Genomic DNA, 19,867 nt, shown 5'->3' on the forward strand with positions numbered 1-19,867 from the left:
CCTGCTACCCGGCCAACGAGACGGCGCCAGCGGTATTTGAGCTGGGGGTTTGGGGGGGCCGCGCCCCCCCCAATTTCACAGCCCGAACCGCATGGCGCGAAGCGCCCGAAGCGGGAGGACCTCGCTTTTGGACTGGGGGCTTGGGGGGCGGTGCCCCCCAATCGACACAGCCTGAGCTCCCGTGCGCGAAGCGCTGCCCTGGCGATGACCGAGCGTTTCCCCAGGGTGAAAGCCGAAGGCCCTTGACGGCATAACGCCTGTTCAGGGGCTTTCTGGTGCAGAGCCGACGAGGGGAATCGAACCCCTGACCTTCTGTTTACAAGAGGGTTCCAGATCGTCCATGGTCGTCCGAGACTGACCTCAGCGCCTGCGTGGAAGGGGTCCTCCGGCTCCGGGATTTCCTTGGCTGTCCACGAACATCCAGAGCCGTTGTTAGCAGATTCGTTAGCAAGATCGGGCGAGGTTCCGCCCGCTCAGTACACCTGAACACGAGTGATGACGCAGTGCGGTTCCTCTGCGTCCGCCACGACGACGTACTCGGCGACACCCAGAACCCCATCCTTGCCGAGTGGAACCCTCCGCTGCTGTGGCCACTGGGACGAGGCAGTGTGCCCGGAGACCCCGCCCCTCGTCTCGTTGATCTCAACGGACAGCGCAGCGATCGCCGAGAACAACGCCGGGCTGACCTGGGGATCCGCCAACAGCTCCGCCACGCTCTCGGAGAAGTAGCAAGGCCACCCCTCCTCCTCTTCATACTCACTCAAGAGGCAGGCCCTGCCGCTCACGGCGAGCGAGAATGTCCTCCATCGTGACGACCGGCAAGGTGCCGTCCATTGCGGCCCGGCGAATCTGCTCGGCCTCGGGGTCGGTGTCCAGCATCGCCTCACACCACCACCGGCGCAGAATCTCCTCAGCCTGATCCAGCCGCGCCGTACCGAGCTCCCGGTAGAACTCCATCCGCCGGCCACCTTGAAGCGCGTCCGCGATCCCATCGACGGTACGCGGCACCCGGGGCTCCGGAGGAACTTGTGAATGGACAGGCTGAGCGCTCATACCGCGAGGATAGCCGCCAGACGCGACAGCGCGCCGGGAGGAGACCAGATGAAGCTCGCCGTAGGGAAATCAAGAGGCCCTCGCGAAGATCGCGAGGGCCTCCCGCCTGTGAGCCGACGAGGGGAATCGAACCCCTGACCTTCTGTTTACAAGACAGATGCTCTGCCGATTGAGCTACGTCGGCACGGCCTACCAGTGTAGACGCTAGAGACGCCTGTGACGAGCGACTTCATACAGCGCCACCCCAGCCGCCACCCCCGCGTTCAACGACTCGGCGGCAGCCTGCATGGGGATCCGCGCCACCACGTCGCACTGCTCCCGCACCAGTCGCGACAGCCCCTTGCCTTCCGAGCCGACGACGACCACCAGGGGTTCCGCGAGGAGGTCGGCGTCGCCGATGTCGGTCTGGCCGGCGCCGTCGAGGCCGAGGATGAAGAGGCCGGCTTCGCGGTATTCGCGTAGGGCGGCCGTCAGGTTGGCGGCGCGGGCGACGCGGAGGCTGGCGAGGGTGCCCGCGGAGGTCTTCCAGGCGCCGCCCGTGACGCCGGCCGAGCGGCGGGACGGGATGAGCAGGCCGTGGGCGCCGAAGGCGGTGGCGGAGCGGGCGATGGCGCCGAGGTTGCGGGGGTCGGTGACGGAGTCGAGGGCGACGATGAGGGGCACCTCGGCGGCGTCATGGGCGAGGTCGACCAGCTCGGACGGGTGCGCGTAGTCGTAGGCCGGGATCTGGAGTGCGACGCCCTGGTGTACGGCGCCCTCCGTCAGGCGGTCGAGCTTGTCGCGGGTGACTTCGAGGAGGGCGATGCCGCGTTCGGCCGCGATCTTGATGGAGTCGCGTACGCGGTCGTCGTTGTCGACGCGCTGGGCGACGTAGAGGGCGCTGGCCGGGACGCCGGCCTGGAGGGCCTCCAGGACCGGGTTGCGGCCGCCGATGTATTCCGGGGCATCCTCGGAGCGGCGCTGCCTGGCGGGCGCGGGGCGGCGGGTGCCGCCGCGCTCCTCGCGGGCTACGCGCTCGGCGCGCGCCTTGTCCTTGTACCAGTGACGCATCTCGGCGGGCGGGGTCGCGCCGCGGCCCTCCAGCGACCGGCGGTTCTGCCCCCCGGCGCCTTTGGACGGGCCCTTTTTCTTCGCGGGCCTGCCCGAAGCCCTACCGCCTGCTGCCATGGCAACAAGGGTACTCGGGCCGCCGGTCAGCCTGAGCCACTGAGATCACAGGGCTCAAGCTGGCACCCACGGGGCTGAGCTACCGGCGCGCCTCGCCGGGCGAAGTGCTGATGGCTGAGCTTCCAACGTGCCCGCTGGGCGAAGTGCTGGCGGCCGAGCGCTCAGCAAACCCAGCCGAACGGAGGCTCCCAGCAGACCCCGCCGGGTGGTTCAACACAGCTAGTGGCTGAGCTCCCAGCGCGCCCCATGCGGCGTGTCCTCAACGGTGATCCCAGCAGCAGCGAGCTGGTTCCTGATGGCGTCGGCAGCCGCGTAGTCCTTACGCTCCCTGGCCGCCTTCCGCTGCTCCAACGCCACCGCCACCAGCGCGTCCACGACGGGCGTCAGGTCGGAGCCCGCCCCGCGCCACTGCGGCGAGCGCGGGTCGAGGCCCAGCACGTCGAGCATGTTCTGGGTCTCGGCCAGCAGCCGGGCGACGGCCTCCTTGTCGCCGCGCGACAGCGCCACGTTGCCCTCGCGCACGACCTCGTGCACGACGGCGAGCGCCTGCGGCGTGCCGAGGTCGTCGTCGAGGGCGTCGGCGAAGGCCTGCGGGAGGGGCGCGTCGGCGTCGACGTCGTGGATGACCTCGGCGGCGCGCGTGACGAAGCCCTCGATGCGCTGGTACGCGGCCGCGGCCTCCTGCAGCGCCTCCTCGGAGTACTCGATGGAGGAGCGGTAGTGCGGGCCCGCCAGGTAGTAGCGCAGCTCCACGGGACGGACCTTCTGCACCATCTCGGGAATCAGCAGCGAGTTGCCGAGCGACTTGCTCATCTTCTCGGCGCCGATCTTGAGCATGCCGTTGTGCATCCAGTTGCGGGCGAAGCCGTCGCCGGCCGCCTGCGACTGGGCGATCTCGTTCTCGTGGTGCGGGAAGATCAGGTCGATGCCGCCGCCGTGGATGTCGAACGTCGGGCCGAGGTACTTGGTGGCCATCGCCGAGCACTCCAGGTGCCAGCCCGGCCGCCCGGGGCCCCACGGGGTCGGCCAGGTCGGCTCGCCGGGCTTCTCGCCCTTCCACAGGGCGAAGTCGCGCGGGTCGCGCTTGCACGACTCGTCGTCGGTGTCGCCGGCGCCGCGCATGTTCTCAAGCTTCTGGTTGGACAGGGAGCCGTAGCGGTCGGCGTAGGAGCGTACGTCGAAGTAGACGTCGCCGCCGGACGCGTACGCGTGGCCGCGCTCGATCAGCCGCTCCATCAGCGTGATCATCTCGGGGACGTGCCCCGTGGCGCGCGGCTCGACGGTCGGCGGCAGGCAGCCGAGCGTGTCGTACGCCCAGGTGAAGGCCCGCTGGTTGCGCTCGGCGACGACGAACCAGGGCACGCCCTCCTCGGCGGACACCCTGATGATCTTGTCGTCGATGTCGGTGACGTTGCGGCAGAACGTCACGTCGTACCCGGACCGCATCAGCCAGCGCCGCAGCACGTCGAAGTTCACACCCGAGCGGATGTGACCGATGTGCGGCGGAGCCTGCACGGTGGCCCCACACAGGTAAATCGACGCCCGGCCGGCTTCGACCGGAACGAATTCACGGATGGCGCGCGTGCTGGTGTCGTAGATGTGCAGGCTCACGAAGGCAAGGCTAACGCCTCGACGCGGTTACCACGTCGCTAAATCAACCCCGCAAGAAGACCCTGTCCGGCGAGATCCGTACGATAAGACGCTCGGTGCCCGGTTTGTCGGTCCAGGACGTGCCCTGGTACTTCTGCGACAGCTCCTCGATGAGCTCACCCTCGGGGTCGGGCGTCATGGTCACCCGCCCGCGCACCTCCACGTAGCGGTAGGGGTTCTGCGGGTCGATGACCAGCAGGCTGGCGCGCGGGTCACGCTCGAAGTTGCGCGGCTTCCTGCGCCCCTTCGCGGTGGAGAACAGGATGTCGTTCCCGTCCGTACGCACCCACACCACCGACGACTGCGGCCCCCCGTCGGGATTCAGACTTGTCACCGTCGCGTAATTCGGCGCGTCCAGGAGTTTGCGGACATCTTCCGACAGCTCTGCCATGAGCGGGTCTCCCTTGATCGGTCCTGACCATCATTGTTCTGTAGGCTCGAAACCGCCATGGACGTGACTCCCCCCTCTACGCTCCGCCGTCTGGGCATCGCCCTGGCGGGGCTCGCGGTCGCCGCCCTCACCGCGGCCGCGTGCGCCCTCTCCTTCGACGACCTGCGCGCGCTGGCGCTCACCGGGGAGGCCAGGCCCGACCTCGCCTTCCTCTATCCGGCCGCCTTCGACGCGCTTCTGCTGATCGCGCTGATCGGCGTGTTGCTGCTGCGCCCGGCCAGGATGCTGGTCCGGGTGCAGGCGGCGTTCGTGCTGGTGCTGCTGATCGTCGCCGCCGCCGCGGTGAACGTGGCCACCGCCGTGCGCTTCGCCTTCGACGCGCGCCAGACCGCCGTGGGCGTGGCGCTGGCGCCGTGGATCATGCTGGCCCTGGCGCTGTGGCTGTGGTTACTGCTGATCAAGCACGTACGTGGCCCGGAACGCGCCGAGGCCGCCGACCACGGGGCGGAGCAGGACCTCGTGCCCTTCCACCGCCCCCAGGCGGCTCCCCCGCTGGCCACCGAGGCGCCCGCGCCCGGGCTGCTGGAGCCCACACCGGTGGTCGGCCCGACCGCCGCGCCTGAAACGCCTCCTGTCTCGACGCGGGTGGCCGAGTGGCCGGTACAGGAGGAGGAGACCATCAAGCCGTTACAGGACCCGTCCCAGCCCCCTCAGGAGCCCGTCCAGCCGGCCGCCGTACAAGACGTACAGGAGCCCGAGGCACCCGAGGAGGCCCCCAAACGCCCCGTCCGCTGGGGCGACCGCGTCAAGCCCGCCGACGTCCTGGTCCACCCCCGTCCCAACGAAGACGACGAGGACGTCGACACCCAGCCCCACCCCGTCTTCGAGGACGAGGAGCGCACCCCCGACCCCGCCCACGGCCCGGAGACCGCCGACGAGAGCGAGCAGCAGAACGAGGAGCTGGAGGACACCGCCCCGCACCCGGTGATCCACGACGACACGCCGGCCCCGTCCGGCAGGCTGCGCAGCACCCCGCGCCCGCCCGACGACTGATTCAGGACATGCGCAGACCCGCCCGGGAGGTCCCGGGCGGGTCGGTGTTTCTGATGTATCCCGCCTTGGCCGGGGGCGTCAGACGCGGGAGCCGCGCTTGAGCCCGGCGACCAGGCCCACACCGACGATGGCGAGCACCACCTGCATCACCAGCTCGATCCAGTCGATGCCGGGGGTCGTCTCCACGCCCAGCACCTGCGCGAGCAACGTGCCCACGAGGGCCGCGACGATGCCGACGACGATGGTGAGGATCCACCCGATGGCCTGCCTGCCGGGCAGCAGCAGGCGACCGATTGCGCCAATGACGGCGCCGATCACGATGGCGCCAAGGATGGATTCGATGGTCATGATGTGAAACCTCCCCATGAGGGTGAGCGGTTCATCCTCACGGGGAGGTGGCTACCCGATCTACCGGGTTTATGCATTTTGTTACGAAGGCGCAGGTCAGGTCATGGTTCGGCCTGTACGGCCACCACCGCGACCGCGCCCCATGCCCATGCGGGTCACGAGCAGCACGCCGATGACGGCCAGAGCGAGCTGGAGTATGTGCTCGATCCAGTCGATGCCTCTCGTGTCGGCCCACCCGAACGCATGCGCGATCAGCGTGCCGACCAGGGCGGCCACGATGCCGACGATGAGGGTCAGGCCGATGGACATGTTCTGCCTGCCGGGCACCAGCAGTCTGGCCAGCGCACCGACGATGGCGCCGATGACTACTGCGGAAACAATCGCGCCGATCATGTGTAGCTCCCCCCGAGACGTTCACATGTCTTGGGGACACATACCCTCTGATCAGGCAAACTACGCATGAGAAGACGGCGGTCCGTACCGCGCCAGTGACGAACCGCCGCCTCCGAATCAGGCGGGCCAGGCGACGACCCGCCAGGACACCCTCACGCGTCCCTACGTATGACGCGGGAAACTCAGGAAAGGTTGACGACCAGCGCCGTCGCGATGGCCGCGACGCCCTCTCCACGCCCGGTCAGGCCCAGCCCGTCGGTGGTGGTGGCGGAGACGCTCACAGGCGCGCCCACGGCCGCGCTGAGGGCCTTCTCGGCCTCCTCGCGGCGCGGGGCCAGCTTGGGACGGTTCCCGACCACCTGGACGGCCACGTTGCCGATCTCGAAGCCCGCGGCGCGTACCTGGCGGGCGGTCTCCTCCAGCAGGACGGCGCCCGAGGCGCCCGCCCAGCGCGGGTCGGCGGTGCCGAACAGCCGGCCCAGGTCGCCCAGACCGGCCGCCGACAGCAGGGCGTCGCAGGCGGCGTGCGCCGCGGCGTCGCCGTCGGAGTGGCCTTCGAGACCGACCTCACCCGGCCAGCGCAGGCCCGCGAGGTTGAGCTCGCGGCCTGAGTCGCTCGACGAGAACGGGTGGACGTCGACTCCGACGCCCACCCGTGGAAGATTCGTGTTCAGGAGTTGAGGACCTCGTCGAGCAGGGCCTCAGCCTTGTCCTCATTGGTCTTCTCGGCCAAAGCCAACTCGCTGACCAGGATCTGACGAGCCTTGGCGAGCATCCGCTTCTCCCCCGCGGACAGGCCGCGCTCGCGGTCCCTCCGCCACAGGTCCCGAACGACCTCGGCAACCTTGTTGACATCACCCGAGGCGAGCTTCTCGAGATTGGCCTTGTAGCGACGAGACCAGTTGGTCGGCTCCTCGGTGTGCGGCATCCGAAGGACGTCGAAAACCCGCTCAAGGCCTTCCTGACCGACAACATCGCGCACGCCGACGAGTTCTGCGTTTTCAGCTGGCACCTGGACGGTAAGGTCGCCCTTGTCGACCTTGAGCACCAGGTAGGTCTTTTCCTCACCCTTGATGGATCGCTTCGTGATTGCTTCGATCCGAGCAGCCCCATGGTGGGGGTAGACGACAGTGTCGCCGACCTGGAAAGTCATGTGACAAGTACCCCTTCCGCTGTACTCCAGGGTACCACGCATCCACAGCCTCCCGGAACAGTGAAATCCTCATAACTGCAGGTCAAAGCCGCATATTGGGGCTTGACAAGCGCTCAACTCTATGAATCGCATTTCCGGACATAGCGAATGACCTGCAGGGGTGCGGATATGACCTTGCATTGGGGTGGATATGGTGGGCGCTGCACATCACGCACGCGCGACACCTGCGCAAGACCAAGGAGTACCCGCCCGTGACCAGCCGTCGCTGGATTGCCGTAGCCGCCGCGTTCTTGGCAGCCCCCGCGCTCGCGGGCTGCGCGGCCGGTTTCGACGCCACCACCAACAAGCCCTACGCCCCCAACGAAGCACAAGTGCTGATCGACAAGGGCGCGTACGGCAAGAGCGGCATTCACATCCCGCAGGCGTTCATCCTCGGCCCCGACTCCGGAGCCCAGCTTCCGTGGCGCGGCTCCGCCCCCGTCTACCTCAACATCCTCAACACCGCGGGCGCCGCCGACACGCTCCAGGCGGTCTCGGCGGGCGACATGGGCACGGTGAAGGTCACCGCGCCGATCCAGCTCCCGTCCAACACGCTCGTCAACACCGGCAAGCCGGCGCCCCAGATCATGCTCGAGGCGATCCCCAAGAGCCTCAGGGGCGGCGAGAGCATCAAACTGGACCTCCAGTTCGCCAACGCCGGTGTCGTGTCCCTGAACGTGCCTGTGGTGACGCGCAGCCGCGAGTTCAAGGACTACCCGCCGGCGCCGGGCGCCACCGCGGCTCCCTCGCCCACGCCGACCCCGTCCGCCACCGCGGCGGAAGAGGGTCACTGACGATCGCACGAGAAAACCCCGGTACCAGGCGGTACCGGGGTTTTTCCGTGCGATCTACTCCTCGACGGCGTCGAACTTGTAGCCCAGGCCGCGCACGGTCAGGATGCAGCGCGGGTTCGACGGGTCGGACTCGATCTTCGCGCGCAGCCGCTTGACGTGCACGTCCAGCGTCTTGGTGTCGCCCACGTAGTCGGCGCCCCAGACCCGGTCGATGAGCTGGCCCCTGGTCAGCACCCGCCCCGCGTTGCGCAGCAGCACCTCCAGCAGCTCGAACTCCTTCAGCGGGAGCTGCACCTGCTCGCCCCGCACGGCCACGACGTGGCGGTCCACGTCCATGCGGACCGGGCCGACGGCCAGCACGGCCGTCTCCAGCTCCTCCACGACGTCGCCCTGGCGGCGCAGCACCGCGCGGATGCGGGCCACCAGCTCGCGCGAGGAGAACGGCTTGGTGACGTAGTCGTCGGCGCCCAGCTCCAGGCCGACGACCTTGTCGATCTCGCTGTCCTTGGCCGTCAGCATGATGACCGGCACCTTGGAGCGCTGCCGCAGCGAGCGGCACACCTCCGTGCCGGGCAGGCCGGGCAGCATCAGGTCCAGCAGCACCAGATCGGCGCCGCTGCGGTCGAACGTCTCCAGCGCCTCGGGCCCGGTCGCCGCGACGGACACCTCGAAGCCCTCCTTGCGCAGCATGTAGGACAGGGCGTCCGAGAAGGACTCCTCGTCCTCCACGACGAGTACTCGGGTCATGTGGCTGCCTCCAGGGGAATCGAGGGTGGTACTACCACCGCCGTGCCGCCGAAGGCGGGCAGGCGGAGGGTGAAGGTGGAGCCGGACCCTTCCTTGCTCCAGACGGATACCTCGCCGGCGTGGGCCGCGGCGACGTGTTTGACGATGGCGAGACCGAGACCGGTACCGCCCGTTGCGCGCGACCGGGCCGCGTCGACGCGGAAGAAACGCTCGAAGATGCGCTCCAGCGCCTCCTCGGGGATGCCGATCCCCTGGTCGCTGACGCTGATCTCGACGGAGTCGCCCGCGGGCCGCACGCTGACGACGACCCTCGTGTGCTCGGGACTGTAGGCGACGGCGTTGTCGATCAGATTGCGCAGGGCGGTGACGAGCAGCTCGTCGTCGCCCCAGATGCGCAGGCCCTCGGTGCCACCGGTGACGAGCGCGATGTCCTTGGCGGACGCCCTGGTGTTGCAGTACTCGATGGCGTCGTGGATGGACTCGTCGATCGAGACCTGACCCGGCGTCGGGATGGGCTCCGCGCCCTGGATCCGGCTGAGCGTGATCAGGTCCTGGATGAGGTAGTTGAGGCGGGCCGCCTCGTGCTGCATGCGCCCCGCGAAGCGGCTGACCGCCTCGGGGTCGTCCGCGGCGTCCTGGATGGTCTCGGCCAGCAGGCTCATGGCGCCCACCGGGGTCTTCAGCTCGTGGCTGACGTTGGCGACGAAGTCGCGGCGCACGGCCTCGACCCTGCGCCGCTCGGTCTGGTCCTCCGCCAGCACCAGCACCTGGCCGTAGGAGCCGAGCGGCGCCACGCGGACGGCGAAGTTGGTGGTCTCCTGGCCGAACTTGTGCCCGGCGACGTCGATCTCGCTCTCGCGGATCTCGCCGTCCCTGCGCACCTGTCTTGCCAGCGCGAGCAGCTCCGCGGCCATCAGGCGGTCGCCCTTGACCAGCCCGAACGCCCGCGCGGCCGAGCTGGCGCGCAGGACGCGGTCGTGGGCGTCGAGGACGACGGCGGACGACGGCAGCACGGCCAGCACCGAGGCGACGCCCTGCGGCAGCGCGGCACCGGTCTCCACGCCGTCAGCGGCGGCGGCCCGGCTCGGGGCCTCGATCTGATTGCGGTAGAACAGAACCGCCAGCGCGCCCACCACGAACCCGGCCAGGGCCGCGAAGCTCATGGCCATCTCACTCATGCCTTCGATGGTAGGTGTCCTTTTCGCAGGACAGACCCCCTCATCAGGGGATGAACGACCCTTTCCTGGAAAGTTCATCTTGCTGTAGGGGTTCGTTCATCGAGCGGGTCGTACGGTGACGACATGCGCGACGCGTACCATGAAGAACTTGACGCACTGACCGAGAAGCTGGTCGAGATGACCCGCCTTGTCCGCTCGGCGATCTCCCGTGCCACCACGGCGCTCCTCGATGCCGACCTGCAGCTCGCCGAGAGCGTGATCTCGCGGGACGAGGAGGTGAACGCGGTGTTCGCCGACATCGAGGGATCCATCTTCGAGCTGATGGCCCGCCAGCAGCCGGTCGCGGTGGACCTGAGAATGGTCATCACCGCGCTGCGCATGGGCACCGACCTGGAGCGCATGGGCGACCTGGCGGTGCACGTCGCCAAGGTGGCCCGGCTGCGGCACCCCGACTCCGCCATCCCGCCCGCGCTGCGCTCCACCATCCTGGAGATGGGCCAGATCGCGGAGAACCTGGTCACCAAGGCCGGGAGCTGCGTGGCGTCGCGTGACGTGGACTCCGCCCTGGAGCTGGAGGCGGACGACGACGCGATGGACCGGCTGCACCGCAGGCTGTTCAGGAACATCCTGGCCAAGGACTGGCAGCACGGCGTCGAGCCGGCGATCGACATCACGCTGGTGGGGCGCTACTACGAGCGGTACGCGGACCACGCGGTGCGGGTGGCGCAGGACGTCGTCTACCTGGTCACCGGCGCTCGCCCCAGCTGACGGCGAGGGCGCGGGGGCCTCGCGGCCCCTCGCGCGATCACCTCTCGCGCCGCCTGACGGCGTACGGCAGCACGAACAGGAACAACCCTGTGATCATCTGCAGGACGAGCGGGAGCAGCGGCAGGTAGAACACCCACATGGGCGGCTGCTCCTGCGACACGGCGACGACGCATCCGATCACGGTCACCGTGAAGACGACGGACAGCCAGCGATGGCTCTGGCGCATCCACTTGTTCCAGTTCATCGGACCTCCCACAGTCGCCGGCGCCTCAGCGCCGCTGCTGGATGCGGATCAGGTTTCCCGCGGGGTCGCGCACGGCGCAGTCCCTGACCCCGAACGGCTGGTCGATGGGCTCCTGGACGATCTCCGCGTCACCGGCCTGCAGCCGCTCGAAGACGCCGTCGAGATCGGCGGTGGCCAGCAGGATGCCCGCGTAGGTGCCCTTGGCCATCATCTCCGCGATGGTGCGCCGCTCCTCCTCGGTGACGCCCGGATCGGCGTTCGGCGGCTGCAGGACGATGGACGTGCCCGGCTGGCCCGCGGGGCCGACCGTGATCCAGCGCATCCCGTCGTACCCGACGTCGTCGCGGACCTCGAAGCCGAGCACGTCGCGGTAGAAGGCGAGAGACGCGTCGGGATCGTCGTGCGGCAGGAAACTCGAATGAATGGAGATGTCCATGCCGGTCACGCTATGGGCGTCCGCGAAGGGCCGCTTCTCGATTCCTGACCGATCCCTAAGATGCATTCATGTCGGAAAAGCGCGACACAGAGACAGGCCGTTGTTTCGTCTGCAAGCGCGAATTCAGCTACGACCCCAAAGAGGTCACGACCTTCCTGATCGACCCGGAGACCGGCCTCCCGCCGGGCTTCAGCGTGCTGGGCACCCTGCGCCCCGCCAAGCCCGAGGCCGTGGCCCGCTCCACCGACCAGCCCCTCTGCCCGGGCTGCCAGGCCAGGGCTGAGCAGTACGCCGAGGCGATGGAGGCTCCCCCGCCCCGCTGGGAAAGCTGGCCGCCAACCGGACAGTGATCCGCGCAGGTCACGGGCGTGGCTCTAACATCTCCTTCGGGCAGACCGGTTGCGACGCCGGGCGAAGGGGGGCCTTCGCCCGGCTCGCGCCTCACGCGGGCGTCCGCCACGGCGCGAACGCGTGCGGCACGCCGCTCAGCGCCGGAGCCAGCTCGGGGTGGTGGCGCAGCAGCACCTCGGTCATGCCGGTCCTGTCGATCCAGTCCAGCCCCTCCGGGCTGTAGACCTCGGGCGTGTAGAGGTCCGTGAAGAACGGGTCGCTCTTCAGCCGCCGCGACGCCATCAGCACGAACACGCGGAACGCGGTGTCGGACAGCGCGAAGCCCGGCGGCTTGGGCTCGGCGAGCAGCCCGACGGTGGCGTCCACGCGCTCCGGGTCGCCGTCGTAGACCTCGGCGAGCTCCCGCGCCCATCGCGGGTCGGCGGTCATCCGGTCGAAGCCGGTCACCGGCGGTTTGCGCAGCACGCGGCGGAAGTCGTTGTAGCGGGGCACGCCGCGTTCGCGGTCGCGCAGGATGTCGAGGGTGCCGACGTCGATCCGCTCGCCGCTGACGCGTACCAGGTCGCGCAGGGCGTGCGGGTGGTTGTGCAGGGTCAGCGCGCCGGGGTTCGTCACGCCGAAGGAGTAGAGCCAGTCGGACATGCCGTGCCTGTCTATGGCGGCGCGCGTGTGGCGTCCCTGGATGGGGAGCAGCTCCTCGGTGGTGATCAGGCTGCCGTCGCGGTGGGAGCGGACCGGGTGGTCGTCGCGGATCAGCGGGTGGAACCTGTACGAGGCGATGAACTCCTCCGTCATCGAGTACGGGGCGGCGTGGTGGTTCATGGGCGAGCCGAGGATGCCCGACAGCACCTCGCCCCTGCCGACGCGGCCGTGACGGCGGCGGAAGCCCTGCCCCAGCAGGCCCGCCCAGTTGGTGTGCATGCCCAGGCGCACGGCCCGGTTGTCGAGGATGCCGGGGGTCCACTCCACAGTGTGGATCTTGGCCATGACGGCCACGTTGACCAGGCGGGCGGTCTGGAAGAGCCGTTCGTCGTCCCAGGAGGGGTACGCCTCGCGCAGCCTGCCGCAGATCGCGTTGTGCTCCTTGGCGAACAGGGTGTGCAGCAGCGACAGGCCCACCCAGTAGTTGTCGCTGAACCCCGTCAGGTCGATCCCGGCCTGGCCGGAGTCGGTCTCGTCCGGCAGCCGCCCGTCCTGGAGCGCCAGCAGGCCGTCCTCGCCGGTCCGCAGCGAACGGCAGCGCCGCTCGGAGCTGCCGTAGAGCTGCGAGCCGTCCCACCAGTGGGTGACGGTGTTCTCGTACGTGGGCGCGGCGCCGGCCGACGTGTGGGGCGTGGGGTCGGGACGGCTGCGGCGCACCCGCATCACGCGTTCGTACCAGTGGTCGCCCTCGGGGATCGGGACCTCGACGGGGTCGGCGAGGTGGTTGTCGCCGTGGCTGAACCAGTCGTGGTTCTGGAACTGGATCCAGGCGGCGGCCAGCAGGTTCAGCGTGGGGGCGGGGATGAGGTCGCCCCTGGTCAGCAGCCGGTTGGAGACCTCGCGGGGGTTGGGCGACAGCAGTTGCTCGTCGGGGACGGTCAGGCTCAGCGGGGCGTTGCGGTCGAAGCGGGTGCCCGCCCGGCCCATGTCCGCGTCGCGAGGGTCGTAGCCGGAGCCGTCGTAGCTGCGGTGACCCGGCCGGGGGCGGGACGGGGCGGGCGCCGGCTCGCCGCCAGCCGGGCGGGTGTCGTACAGGTTGTGCCGGCGCAGGGCCGCGCGCATCCTGGCCAGCGCCACGAGTTGCAGCAGGAACGGCAGTTCGTACCACTCCCTGGAGAACAGCTTCGATGTCCTGGACATGACCGATCGCCGCCTTTCGGGTCTTCACTAATAGTAATCGTTTAACTACTATTTGTGGTATGCCGAAGTCAGGAGGGTTCCGTGACGGGGACATCCGAGGTGCCTCACGCGAGCACGCTGGAGAGCCTGCTGTTCGCCCTGCTCTACTCCCTGCCGGAGTACGCCAGGGGCATCGTCGTCCGCAGGCCCCTGATGACGCGGCTGATCGCCCGGGTCGGCGCGCAGGCGGCGGCGCAGCGCCTGTGCATGCGGCTGCGGGTGCGGCACGGCGGCCGATCGATCTACGTGCGGGGGCCGCGCGGGAAGGTGCTCGTGCTCCTCGCGCAGGGGGACGTCGAACGGGTGCTGGGCGGCAGCGACTCGGTCTTCTCACTGCGTACGGAGGAGAAGTGGCGGGGGTTCTCGCCCCTGCAACCGGACAGCCTGCTGCTGTCGCGCGGGGAGACGCGGAAGGACCGGCGGCGGTTCAACAGCGCCGTGCTGGGGAGAGCGTCCGGCGAGCTGGCCCCGCGCATCGACCAGGTGATGGCGGAGGAGCTGGACGGGGTTCTCGGGCGCGGCCCCGGTCCTGTGGACTGGGCGGGGCTGCGGGGCGGGTACGACCGGGCCGTCCTGCGGCTGGTGCTCGGTGACGCGGCTCGCGACGACGTCCGGATCCTGGCGGCGGTGAACGCGTTGCGCCGCGAGGGCAACTGGCTCGGCCTGCGCCTTCCCCGGCCGGGGCGGACGCGCAGGTTGCGGGCGGTCGTGACGTCGGGGATCGAGCGCCACCTGGCGGCGGCCACGGCCGGCGGCCTGGCGGTCCTCGGCAGGAGCCCGACGAGCCTGAGCGGGAGTTTGGCGAACTTCGCCGCCGAAGCACCCACGACCGCGCGCACGTGCCCGGCCGGTCAGGTGCCGCACTGGCTGATGGCCCTGGAGGGGATCGGCTCGACGGTGCTCGGCCCCACCCTGGCGCTGATCGCCGGCCACCCCGAGCACTACGAACGGGCGCGATCCGAGGCCCGTGCCACCTCAAGCGACCGGCGGCACCTGCGCGCCTGCCTGAACGAGTCCCTGCGCCTGTGGCCGCTGGTAGCCACGCTGCCCAGGGTCGTCACCGAGCCCACCGGCTGGCACGACGGCACGCTCCCCGCCGGGACCGACATCCTGATCCCGGTCGCCGTCCACAGCCGCAACCCGCAGATCGGCTACGCCGACCACTTCACCCCGCAGGCCTGGCTGGACGGGCGCGCGGAGGCGGACTGGTCGATCGTGCCGTTCTCGGCCGGCCCCGCCCACTGCCCGGGGAGCGATCTCGGGATCACGGTCGCCGCCTCGGCCCTGGCCACGCTGCTACGCCAGTACGACTTCCGGCCGGTCGGCCCGCGCCTCGGCCCCGGCCGCTTGCTGCCGAAGGCCCTGGACCCCTTCACCCTGCGCCTGAGCGTCGAGCCGACCGTCTTGTGAACGGGCCAGGTAACGCGGTAGAAACATCCGAACCCATTCTTCAGGCCTCGACGTAAGCCTGACCGCCCTTGAGAGAGCGCTCTCTCAAAGGCAGTCAAGCCGATGCCCAGAGCACTGCGCACCTCGCAGTGGAAGGGACGGACCGCATGACGACGACCCAGCCTCCCCGTGGCCGGGCGCCGCGATTCGGCCTCGTGCTCACGACCGCCCTCCTGACCGCCGCCGCCACGACCACCGTCTTATCCGCGGGAGCGACCGCCGCCACCGCCACGCCCTCCTCACCCGACCTCGGGCCGAACGTCACCGTCTTCGACCCGGGCATGCCGGTCGCCGACATCCAGGCCACCCTCGACGCCGCCCACACGGCCCAGGTGGACGACGAGATGGGCGCCAACCGCCACGCGTACCTGTTCAAACCCGGCACGTACGGCACCGCCGAGCAGCCGCTCCAGATCAAGGTCGGCTACTACACGGAGATCGCCGGCCTGGGCGCCTCCCCCACCGACGTCGTCATCAACGGCAAGGTCGAGGTCTACAACCGCTGCCTCGCGGACGGCGGCACCAGCAACTGCCTCGCGCTCGTCAACTTCTGGCGCACCCTGTCCAACCTGTCGATCAACATCAACGCGGCGGGCCAGGACGGCTGCAGGTCCACGGCCAACTTCTGGGCCGTCTCGCAGGCGGTGTCCCTGCGCAGGCTCAACGTCACCGGCGGCACCTTCTCGCTGATGGACTACTGCACCGCCGGCCCCCAGTACGCCAGCGGCGGCTTCATCGCCGACTCCCGGCTGCCGTCCGTCACGAACGGCTCCCAGCAGCAGTGGCTGACCCGCAACAGCGAAGTCGCCGGCTGGTCGAACGGCGTGTGGAACCAGGTCTTCTCGGGCGTCGAAGGCGCACCGGCCGAGACCGGCTTCCCGAACCCGCCGTACACCACCCTCGACACCACCCCCGTCAGCCGCGAGAAGCCCTACCTCTACACCGACGCCAGAGGCCGCTACAACGTGCGCGTCCCCGCCGCCCGGAAGGAGACGCGCGGCGTCTCCTGGGGCGCCGGCCTCACGCCCGGCCGCACCGTGCCGCTCACCGACTTCTACGTCGCCAAGCCGTCCGACTCCGCGCACGACATCAACCGGCAACTCGCCCGCGGCAAGCACCTGCTGCTCACCCCCGGCGTGTACGACATCGCGCGCAGCATCGAGATCAAGCGGCCCGACACCGTCGTACTCGGGCTCGGCCACGCCACCCTCACCGCCGTCCACGGCTCCACCCCGCTCGACGTCGCCGACGTCCCCGGCGTCGTCGTCGCGGGCGTCACCATCGACGCCGGCACCGAGCAGTCACCCGTCCTGCTGCGGGTCGGCAAGCGGCACGGCGAGCACCGCAGCCGCCCCGACAACCCGACGACCCTGTCCGACGTGTACTTCCGGGTCGGCGGGCCGCACATCGGCAAGACCGACGTCGCACTCGAGGTCAACAGCGACCACGTGCTCATCGACCACACCTGGGTGTGGCGGGCCGACCACGGCGTCGAAGGCCTCAACGACACCCAGCGCTGGAACACCAACCTGGGCCGCAACGGCGCCGTCATCAACGGCGACCACGTGACCGCGACCGGGCTGTTCGTGGAGCACTTCCAGCAGTACAACACCATCTGGAACGGTGACGACGGCACCACGATCCTCTACCAGAACGAGCTGCCCTACGACCCGCCGACGCAGGCCGACTGGATGAACGGCGACGTCGAAGGGTGGGCCGGGTACAAGGTGGGCGAGCGGGTGCGCAGGCATCGGCTGTATGGGGGCGGGGTGTACGTGTTCAACCAGAACAACCCGCAGATTCATACAGCGAACGGCTTCGAGGTGCCGCAGCGGGCGGGGGTGCGGTTGCACCACATCATGACCGTCAACCTCAGTGCGGGGACGCTCGATCATGTCGTCAACGGGGTGGGGGACGCGGCGGACACCACCAAGGTCGGCGCGCCCGTCTACATCACGGACTACCCCGCCACCCAGTAAGTTTTCCGGCGGCCGGCTCCGCGGGGAGGGCCGGCCTGCCGCGACACCCTCCTGGGCGGGTTGGGGTGCGGGGGCCGCCGTGAGACCTGCTTGGGCGGATCGGCCCTGATGGACTGCCGTGAGACCTGCTTGGGCGGATCGGCCTTGGCGGGCTGCCGTGAGACCTGCTTGGGCGGATCGGCCTTGGCGGGCTGCCGTGAGACCTGCTTGGGCGGATCGGCCTCGGTGGGCTGCCGAGAGACCTGCCTGAGCGGGTCGGCCTCGGTGGGCCGCCGTGAGATCCGCCTGAGCGGCTGGCCTTGGAGGGAGACTCGCTTGAGCGGGTAGGCCGCTTCGACAGCTCTGCTCTGATCACGACCCTGCTTCAGGCGCGCCCCAGCTCTGCCGCCACCTGTCGAACACCGCCGGGTTCCGGCGCACGTCCCAGCGGGCGAGCATGGAGTCGCCCGACACCTCGATATCCGCCACGACCAACTGCGAGGCCGCACCCGCGTCCGACTCGGCGACCACCTGGCCGTCCGGGGCGATGACGCGGGTCGCGCCGATCCCCTCCCGCCCCGCCGCCGTACCCGCCACGTCCGCCGTGATCACCCAGCAGTCGTTCTCCACCGCCCTCGCGATGGACGTCGAACGCGACCTCTCCCGCCACCGGCGGGCCACGTCCACGGACAAGTCGTTGTTGAGCGGGCAGACCAGGATGCGGGCCCCGGCCAGCGCCAGGAGACGCGACGGCTCGACGAAGTTGCAGTCGTAGCAGATGACGATGCCGAAGGCGTGCTCGCCGTGTTGGTGCAGCGGCAGGTCGTCCCCCGCGTCGAAGGCCGCCTCGCGCGGAAACACCTTCCGGGAGATCTCACCGACCAGCCTCCCGCCACGTACGACGGCGGCCGAGCTGTGCAACCGCCCCTGGCCGGAGCGCTCGGTGAACCCGGCGACCACTGTGGTCGAGGGCGGGCCGTCTGCCAGGGACGTGAGCAGGCTCGCGTAGGGCGGTGCGATCGCCACCGCCTCGGCGGCCAGTCTGTCGGGAGGCATGCCGCCGAAGTAGCACTCGGGGAGGACGAGGAGGTCGATGTCCTCCTGGGAGCAACGGGCCAGGACGTCGGGCAGATCGCCGGACGCGACGCAGGTCAGGGGCGCTTGCAGAGCGGCTACCCGCAACCGGCCGGAGATCCCGATCTCTCCCATCCGCCGTCTCACCCGCTTCCACCCGCGCCGTCCACCCTCGGCGGCGGCCCGCGCACCCCGAGATCCTAGCCTGGCCTGCCTGCGTCTCCTCGCCGCACGGAGCGATCACCCGCCCGAGCCCTCCCGCGCGCCCACGTCCAGCAGCTCCCTGAGGCCGCAGGGCGCCATCGCAACCGCCGGGCGTCATCTCAAGCGCAGGCCGTCGCAAGCGCAAGCCCTCGCAGGCGCGGGCCGTCGTCGCAGGGCGGCGTCGCAGGGCGTCGCAGGCGCAGGGCGTCGCAGGCGCAGGGCGTCGCAGGCGCAGGGCGTCGCAGGCGCAGGCCGACGTCACAGGCCGCCGGGCGTCGTCGCAAGCGCAGGGCGTCGTCGCAAGCGCAGGGCGTCGTCGCAAGCGCAGGGCGTCGTCGCAAGCGCAGGGCGTCGTCGCAAGCGCAGGGCGTCGTCGCAAGCGCAGGGCGTCGTCGCAAGCGCAGGGCGAGTCGCCGGTGTTCCCGCTCGGCGAGCGGCCCGAAAAGCGGTGGACAGCGTCGATAGCGTGCTGGGCATGGAGAACGTCGATGTCGAGCGCTTCATCGCCGATGGGTTCATCAAGGTCGACCAGGTGGTGCCGCGTGAGGTCGGGGATGAGGCCAGGGCGTTGCTGTGGCAGCAGATCGGCCTGTCCCCCGACGATCCCGCCGGTTGGACGCAGCCGGTGGTGTGGGCGGCCGACCTGACCGGCGTGGGACCGTTCGGCCAGTTCATGGCCAGCCCGCGGCTGCACGCGGCTCTGGACGCCATCGCCGGACCGGGCGGGTGGCATCGGCGCGGCAGTGTGGGCAACATCCCGATCCGCTTTCCGCGGGTGCCGCCCGCCGATGACCGGGGGTGGCACGTCGACAGCAACACCCAGCGCGCCGACGGCTCGTGGGGAGTGAGCAGGCGGCCCGCCACGCTGCTGCTGCTGGTGCTGTTCTCCGAGGTCGGCAAGGACGACGCGCCGACCAGGATCCGGGTCGGGTCGCAGCGAGATCTGGTCGAGGTGCTCGACGACGACGAGGTGCGTGATCCGATGCAGATGGGGCCGATCTTCGACGAGGTGGGGCGCGATCGGGCGGTGGCGCTGGCCACGGGTGGTCCGGGGGACGCGTACGTGGTGCATCCGTTCGCCGTGCACGCGGCTCAAGAGCACTTCGGCACCGAGCCGCGGTTCATGGCCCAGATGCCGGTCCTGCTGACCGCGCCCCTGGCACCGGGGAACCGGACGCCGCTGGCGCGCGCCATCAACTGGTAACGTCCGAAGGCGATGACGGCCGAAGGCGATGACGGCCGAAGGCGATGACGCCCGAAGGTGATGACGGCCGAGTAAGGTAGCGGCGCCGAGGGCGGTAGCGGCTGATGGCGGCGCGGCGTGATCCCCCAGCCGCGTCTGTAACCGGCCGCGCCGTGCCTCACCGCCTCAGGCCTCACCACGCCGGGGCTCACCGCCTCAAGATCCACCGCCTCAGGCCTCACCGCGCGGGCCTTACCGCGCGGGCCTTACCGCGCGGGCCTTACCGCGCGGGGCCTCACCGCGCGGGGCCTCACCGCGCGGGGCCTCACCGCGCGGGGCCTCACCGCGCGGGG

At 70.0% G+C, this 19,867-nt stretch carries 22 protein-coding genes and 1 tRNA gene; 7 read left to right on the plus strand and 16 right to left on the minus strand.

From position 1 onward, the window contains the following. Positions 1-473: 473 nt before the first annotated feature. The 6 genes from ABD331_RS52585 to ABD331_RS52610 all read right to left on the minus strand — a co-directional run bounded on the left by ABD331_RS52585 (position 474) and on the right by ABD331_RS52610 (position 4,261). The gene (locus ABD331_RS52585; protein WP_344493668.1) at positions 474-785 is read right to left on the minus strand and encodes a hypothetical protein; all 312 of its coding nucleotides are present in this window, start codon (positions 783-785) and stop codon (positions 474-476) included. Further along, on the minus strand, positions 757-957 hold the full coding sequence (locus tag ABD331_RS52590) for a hypothetical protein (protein WP_344493670.1): 201 nt from the start codon (positions 955-957) through the stop codon (positions 757-759). Before ABD331_RS52590 ends, ABD331_RS52585 begins: the two co-directional genes overlap by 29 nt. Before the next feature lie 207 nt (positions 958-1,164). Further along, positions 1,165-1,237 (minus strand) — tRNA-Thr (locus ABD331_RS52595). Positions 1,238-1,257: 20 nt separating this feature from the next. After that, positions 1,258-2,220 (minus strand): 23S rRNA (guanosine(2251)-2'-O)-methyltransferase RlmB, encoded by a 963-nt coding sequence (gene rlmB / locus ABD331_RS52600; protein WP_344493672.1) that lies wholly within the window; start codon positions 2,218-2,220, stop codon positions 1,258-1,260. Between the two features lie 219 nt (positions 2,221-2,439). Next, positions 2,440-3,831 (minus strand): cysteine--tRNA ligase, encoded by a 1,392-nt coding sequence (gene cysS, locus ABD331_RS52605; RefSeq protein WP_344493674.1) that lies wholly within the window; start codon positions 3,829-3,831, stop codon positions 2,440-2,442. Between the two features lie 43 nt (positions 3,832-3,874). Next, on the minus strand, positions 3,875-4,261 hold the full coding sequence (locus ABD331_RS52610) for a PPOX class F420-dependent oxidoreductase (protein ID WP_344493676.1): 387 nt from the start codon (positions 4,259-4,261) through the stop codon (positions 3,875-3,877). A 57-nt stretch (positions 4,262-4,318) separates the two neighbouring features. On the opposite strand from ABD331_RS52610, the gene ABD331_RS52615 reads away from it, so the two are divergent. Beyond that, complete coding sequence (locus ABD331_RS52615; protein WP_344493678.1) at positions 4,319-5,314, plus strand: hypothetical protein; 996 nt, start codon at positions 4,319-4,321, stop codon at positions 5,312-5,314. Positions 5,315-5,392: 78 nt separating this feature from the next. Here ABD331_RS52615 and ABD331_RS52620 read toward each other — a convergent pair whose 3' ends face one another. The 4 genes from ABD331_RS52620 to ABD331_RS52635 all read right to left on the minus strand — a co-directional run bounded on the left by ABD331_RS52620 (position 5,393) and on the right by ABD331_RS52635 (position 7,208). Then, positions 5,393-5,662, minus strand: a complete 270-nt coding sequence (locus tag ABD331_RS52620) for a GlsB/YeaQ/YmgE family stress response membrane protein (RefSeq protein ID WP_148433499.1) — start codon at positions 5,660-5,662, stop codon at positions 5,393-5,395. A 96-nt stretch (positions 5,663-5,758) separates the two neighbouring features. Beyond that, on the minus strand, positions 5,759-6,055 hold the full coding sequence (locus tag ABD331_RS52625) for a GlsB/YeaQ/YmgE family stress response membrane protein (RefSeq protein ID WP_344493682.1): 297 nt from the start codon (positions 6,053-6,055) through the stop codon (positions 5,759-5,761). Positions 6,056-6,237: 182 nt separating this feature from the next. Next, positions 6,238-6,708, minus strand: a complete 471-nt coding sequence (gene ispF, locus ABD331_RS52630) for a 2-C-methyl-D-erythritol 2,4-cyclodiphosphate synthase (RefSeq protein WP_344493684.1) — start codon at positions 6,706-6,708, stop codon at positions 6,238-6,240. Positions 6,709-6,725: 17 nt separating this feature from the next. Continuing rightward, positions 6,726-7,208, minus strand: a complete 483-nt coding sequence (locus tag ABD331_RS52635) for a CarD family transcriptional regulator (RefSeq protein WP_043624891.1) — start codon at positions 7,206-7,208, stop codon at positions 6,726-6,728. Between the two features lie 251 nt (positions 7,209-7,459). On the opposite strand from ABD331_RS52635, the gene ABD331_RS52640 reads away from it, so the two are divergent. Beyond that, a complete protein-coding gene (locus ABD331_RS52640) occupies positions 7,460-8,041 on the plus strand; it encodes a copper chaperone PCu(A)C (protein ID WP_344493693.1) in 582 nt (193 codons plus the stop codon). Between the two features lie 54 nt (positions 8,042-8,095). Here ABD331_RS52640 and ABD331_RS52645 read toward each other — a convergent pair whose 3' ends face one another. Together ABD331_RS52645 and ABD331_RS52650 are read right to left on the minus strand one after the other, a co-directional pair. Then, complete coding sequence (locus ABD331_RS52645; protein ID WP_148433496.1) at positions 8,096-8,788, minus strand: response regulator transcription factor; 693 nt, start codon at positions 8,786-8,788, stop codon at positions 8,096-8,098. Further along, positions 8,785-9,957 (minus strand): sensor histidine kinase, encoded by a 1,173-nt coding sequence (locus ABD331_RS52650; RefSeq protein ID WP_344493717.1) that lies wholly within the window; start codon positions 9,955-9,957, stop codon positions 8,785-8,787. The genes ABD331_RS52645 and ABD331_RS52650 overlap by 4 nt, the downstream gene beginning before the upstream one ends. A gap of 132 nt (positions 9,958-10,089) precedes the next feature. Here ABD331_RS52650 and phoU point away from each other — a divergent pair, with 132 nt between their 5' ends. Then, positions 10,090-10,734 carry a phosphate signaling complex protein PhoU gene (phoU, locus tag ABD331_RS52655; RefSeq protein WP_344493696.1) on the plus strand — a complete coding sequence of 215 codons (645 nt, stop codon included), beginning with the start codon at positions 10,090-10,092 and terminating at the stop codon, positions 10,732-10,734. A gap of 37 nt (positions 10,735-10,771) precedes the next feature. On the opposite strand, the gene ABD331_RS52660 is transcribed toward phoU, so the two are convergent. Both ABD331_RS52660 and ABD331_RS52665 read right to left on the minus strand, forming a co-directional pair. Further along, positions 10,772-10,978 carry a hypothetical protein gene (locus ABD331_RS52660; RefSeq protein WP_148433494.1) on the minus strand — a complete coding sequence of 69 codons (207 nt, stop codon included), beginning with the start codon at positions 10,976-10,978 and terminating at the stop codon, positions 10,772-10,774. 25 nt (positions 10,979-11,003) lie between these two features. Continuing rightward, a complete protein-coding gene (locus ABD331_RS52665; protein ID WP_344493699.1) occupies positions 11,004-11,414 on the minus strand; it encodes a VOC family protein in 411 nt (136 codons plus the stop codon). Positions 11,415-11,482: 68 nt separating this feature from the next. On the opposite strand from ABD331_RS52665, the gene ABD331_RS52670 reads away from it, so the two are divergent. Next, on the plus strand, positions 11,483-11,764 hold the full coding sequence (locus tag ABD331_RS52670) for a hypothetical protein (RefSeq protein WP_344493701.1): 282 nt from the start codon (positions 11,483-11,485) through the stop codon (positions 11,762-11,764). A 91-nt stretch (positions 11,765-11,855) separates the two neighbouring features. Here the strand turns inward: ABD331_RS52670 and ABD331_RS52675 are convergent, their stop codons facing one another. Further along, positions 11,856-13,607, minus strand: a complete 1,752-nt coding sequence (locus ABD331_RS52675; protein WP_344493703.1) for a peroxidase family protein — start codon at positions 13,605-13,607, stop codon at positions 11,856-11,858. Between the two features lie 81 nt (positions 13,608-13,688). Here ABD331_RS52675 and ABD331_RS52680 point away from each other — a divergent pair, with 81 nt between their 5' ends. Together ABD331_RS52680 and ABD331_RS52685 are read left to right on the plus strand one after the other, a co-directional pair. Beyond that, positions 13,689-15,056: a cytochrome P450 gene (locus ABD331_RS52680; protein WP_344493705.1), complete on the plus strand. Its 1,368-nt coding sequence runs from the start codon at positions 13,689-13,691 to the stop codon at positions 15,054-15,056. Positions 15,057-15,202: 146 nt separating this feature from the next. Then, positions 15,203-17,074, plus strand: a complete 1,872-nt coding sequence (locus ABD331_RS52685; protein ID WP_344493707.1) for an adenylyl cyclase — start codon at positions 15,203-15,205, stop codon at positions 17,072-17,074. A gap of 351 nt (positions 17,075-17,425) precedes the next feature. Here the strand turns inward: ABD331_RS52685 and ABD331_RS52690 are convergent, their stop codons facing one another. Next, complete coding sequence (locus ABD331_RS52690; RefSeq protein ID WP_344493709.1) at positions 17,426-18,262, minus strand: carbon-nitrogen hydrolase family protein; 837 nt, start codon at positions 18,260-18,262, stop codon at positions 17,426-17,428. Between the two features lie 544 nt (positions 18,263-18,806). Between ABD331_RS52690 and ABD331_RS52695 the strand changes: the two genes are divergently transcribed. Then, positions 18,807-19,535 carry a phytanoyl-CoA dioxygenase family protein gene (locus tag ABD331_RS52695; RefSeq protein WP_344493711.1) on the plus strand — a complete coding sequence of 243 codons (729 nt, stop codon included), beginning with the start codon at positions 18,807-18,809 and terminating at the stop codon, positions 19,533-19,535. The last annotated feature ends 332 nt before the right edge of the window (positions 19,536-19,867 follow it).

Source organism: Nonomuraea monospora, assembly GCF_039531895.1.
GTDB lineage: Bacteria > Actinomycetota > Actinomycetes > Streptosporangiales > Streptosporangiaceae > Nonomuraea > Nonomuraea monospora.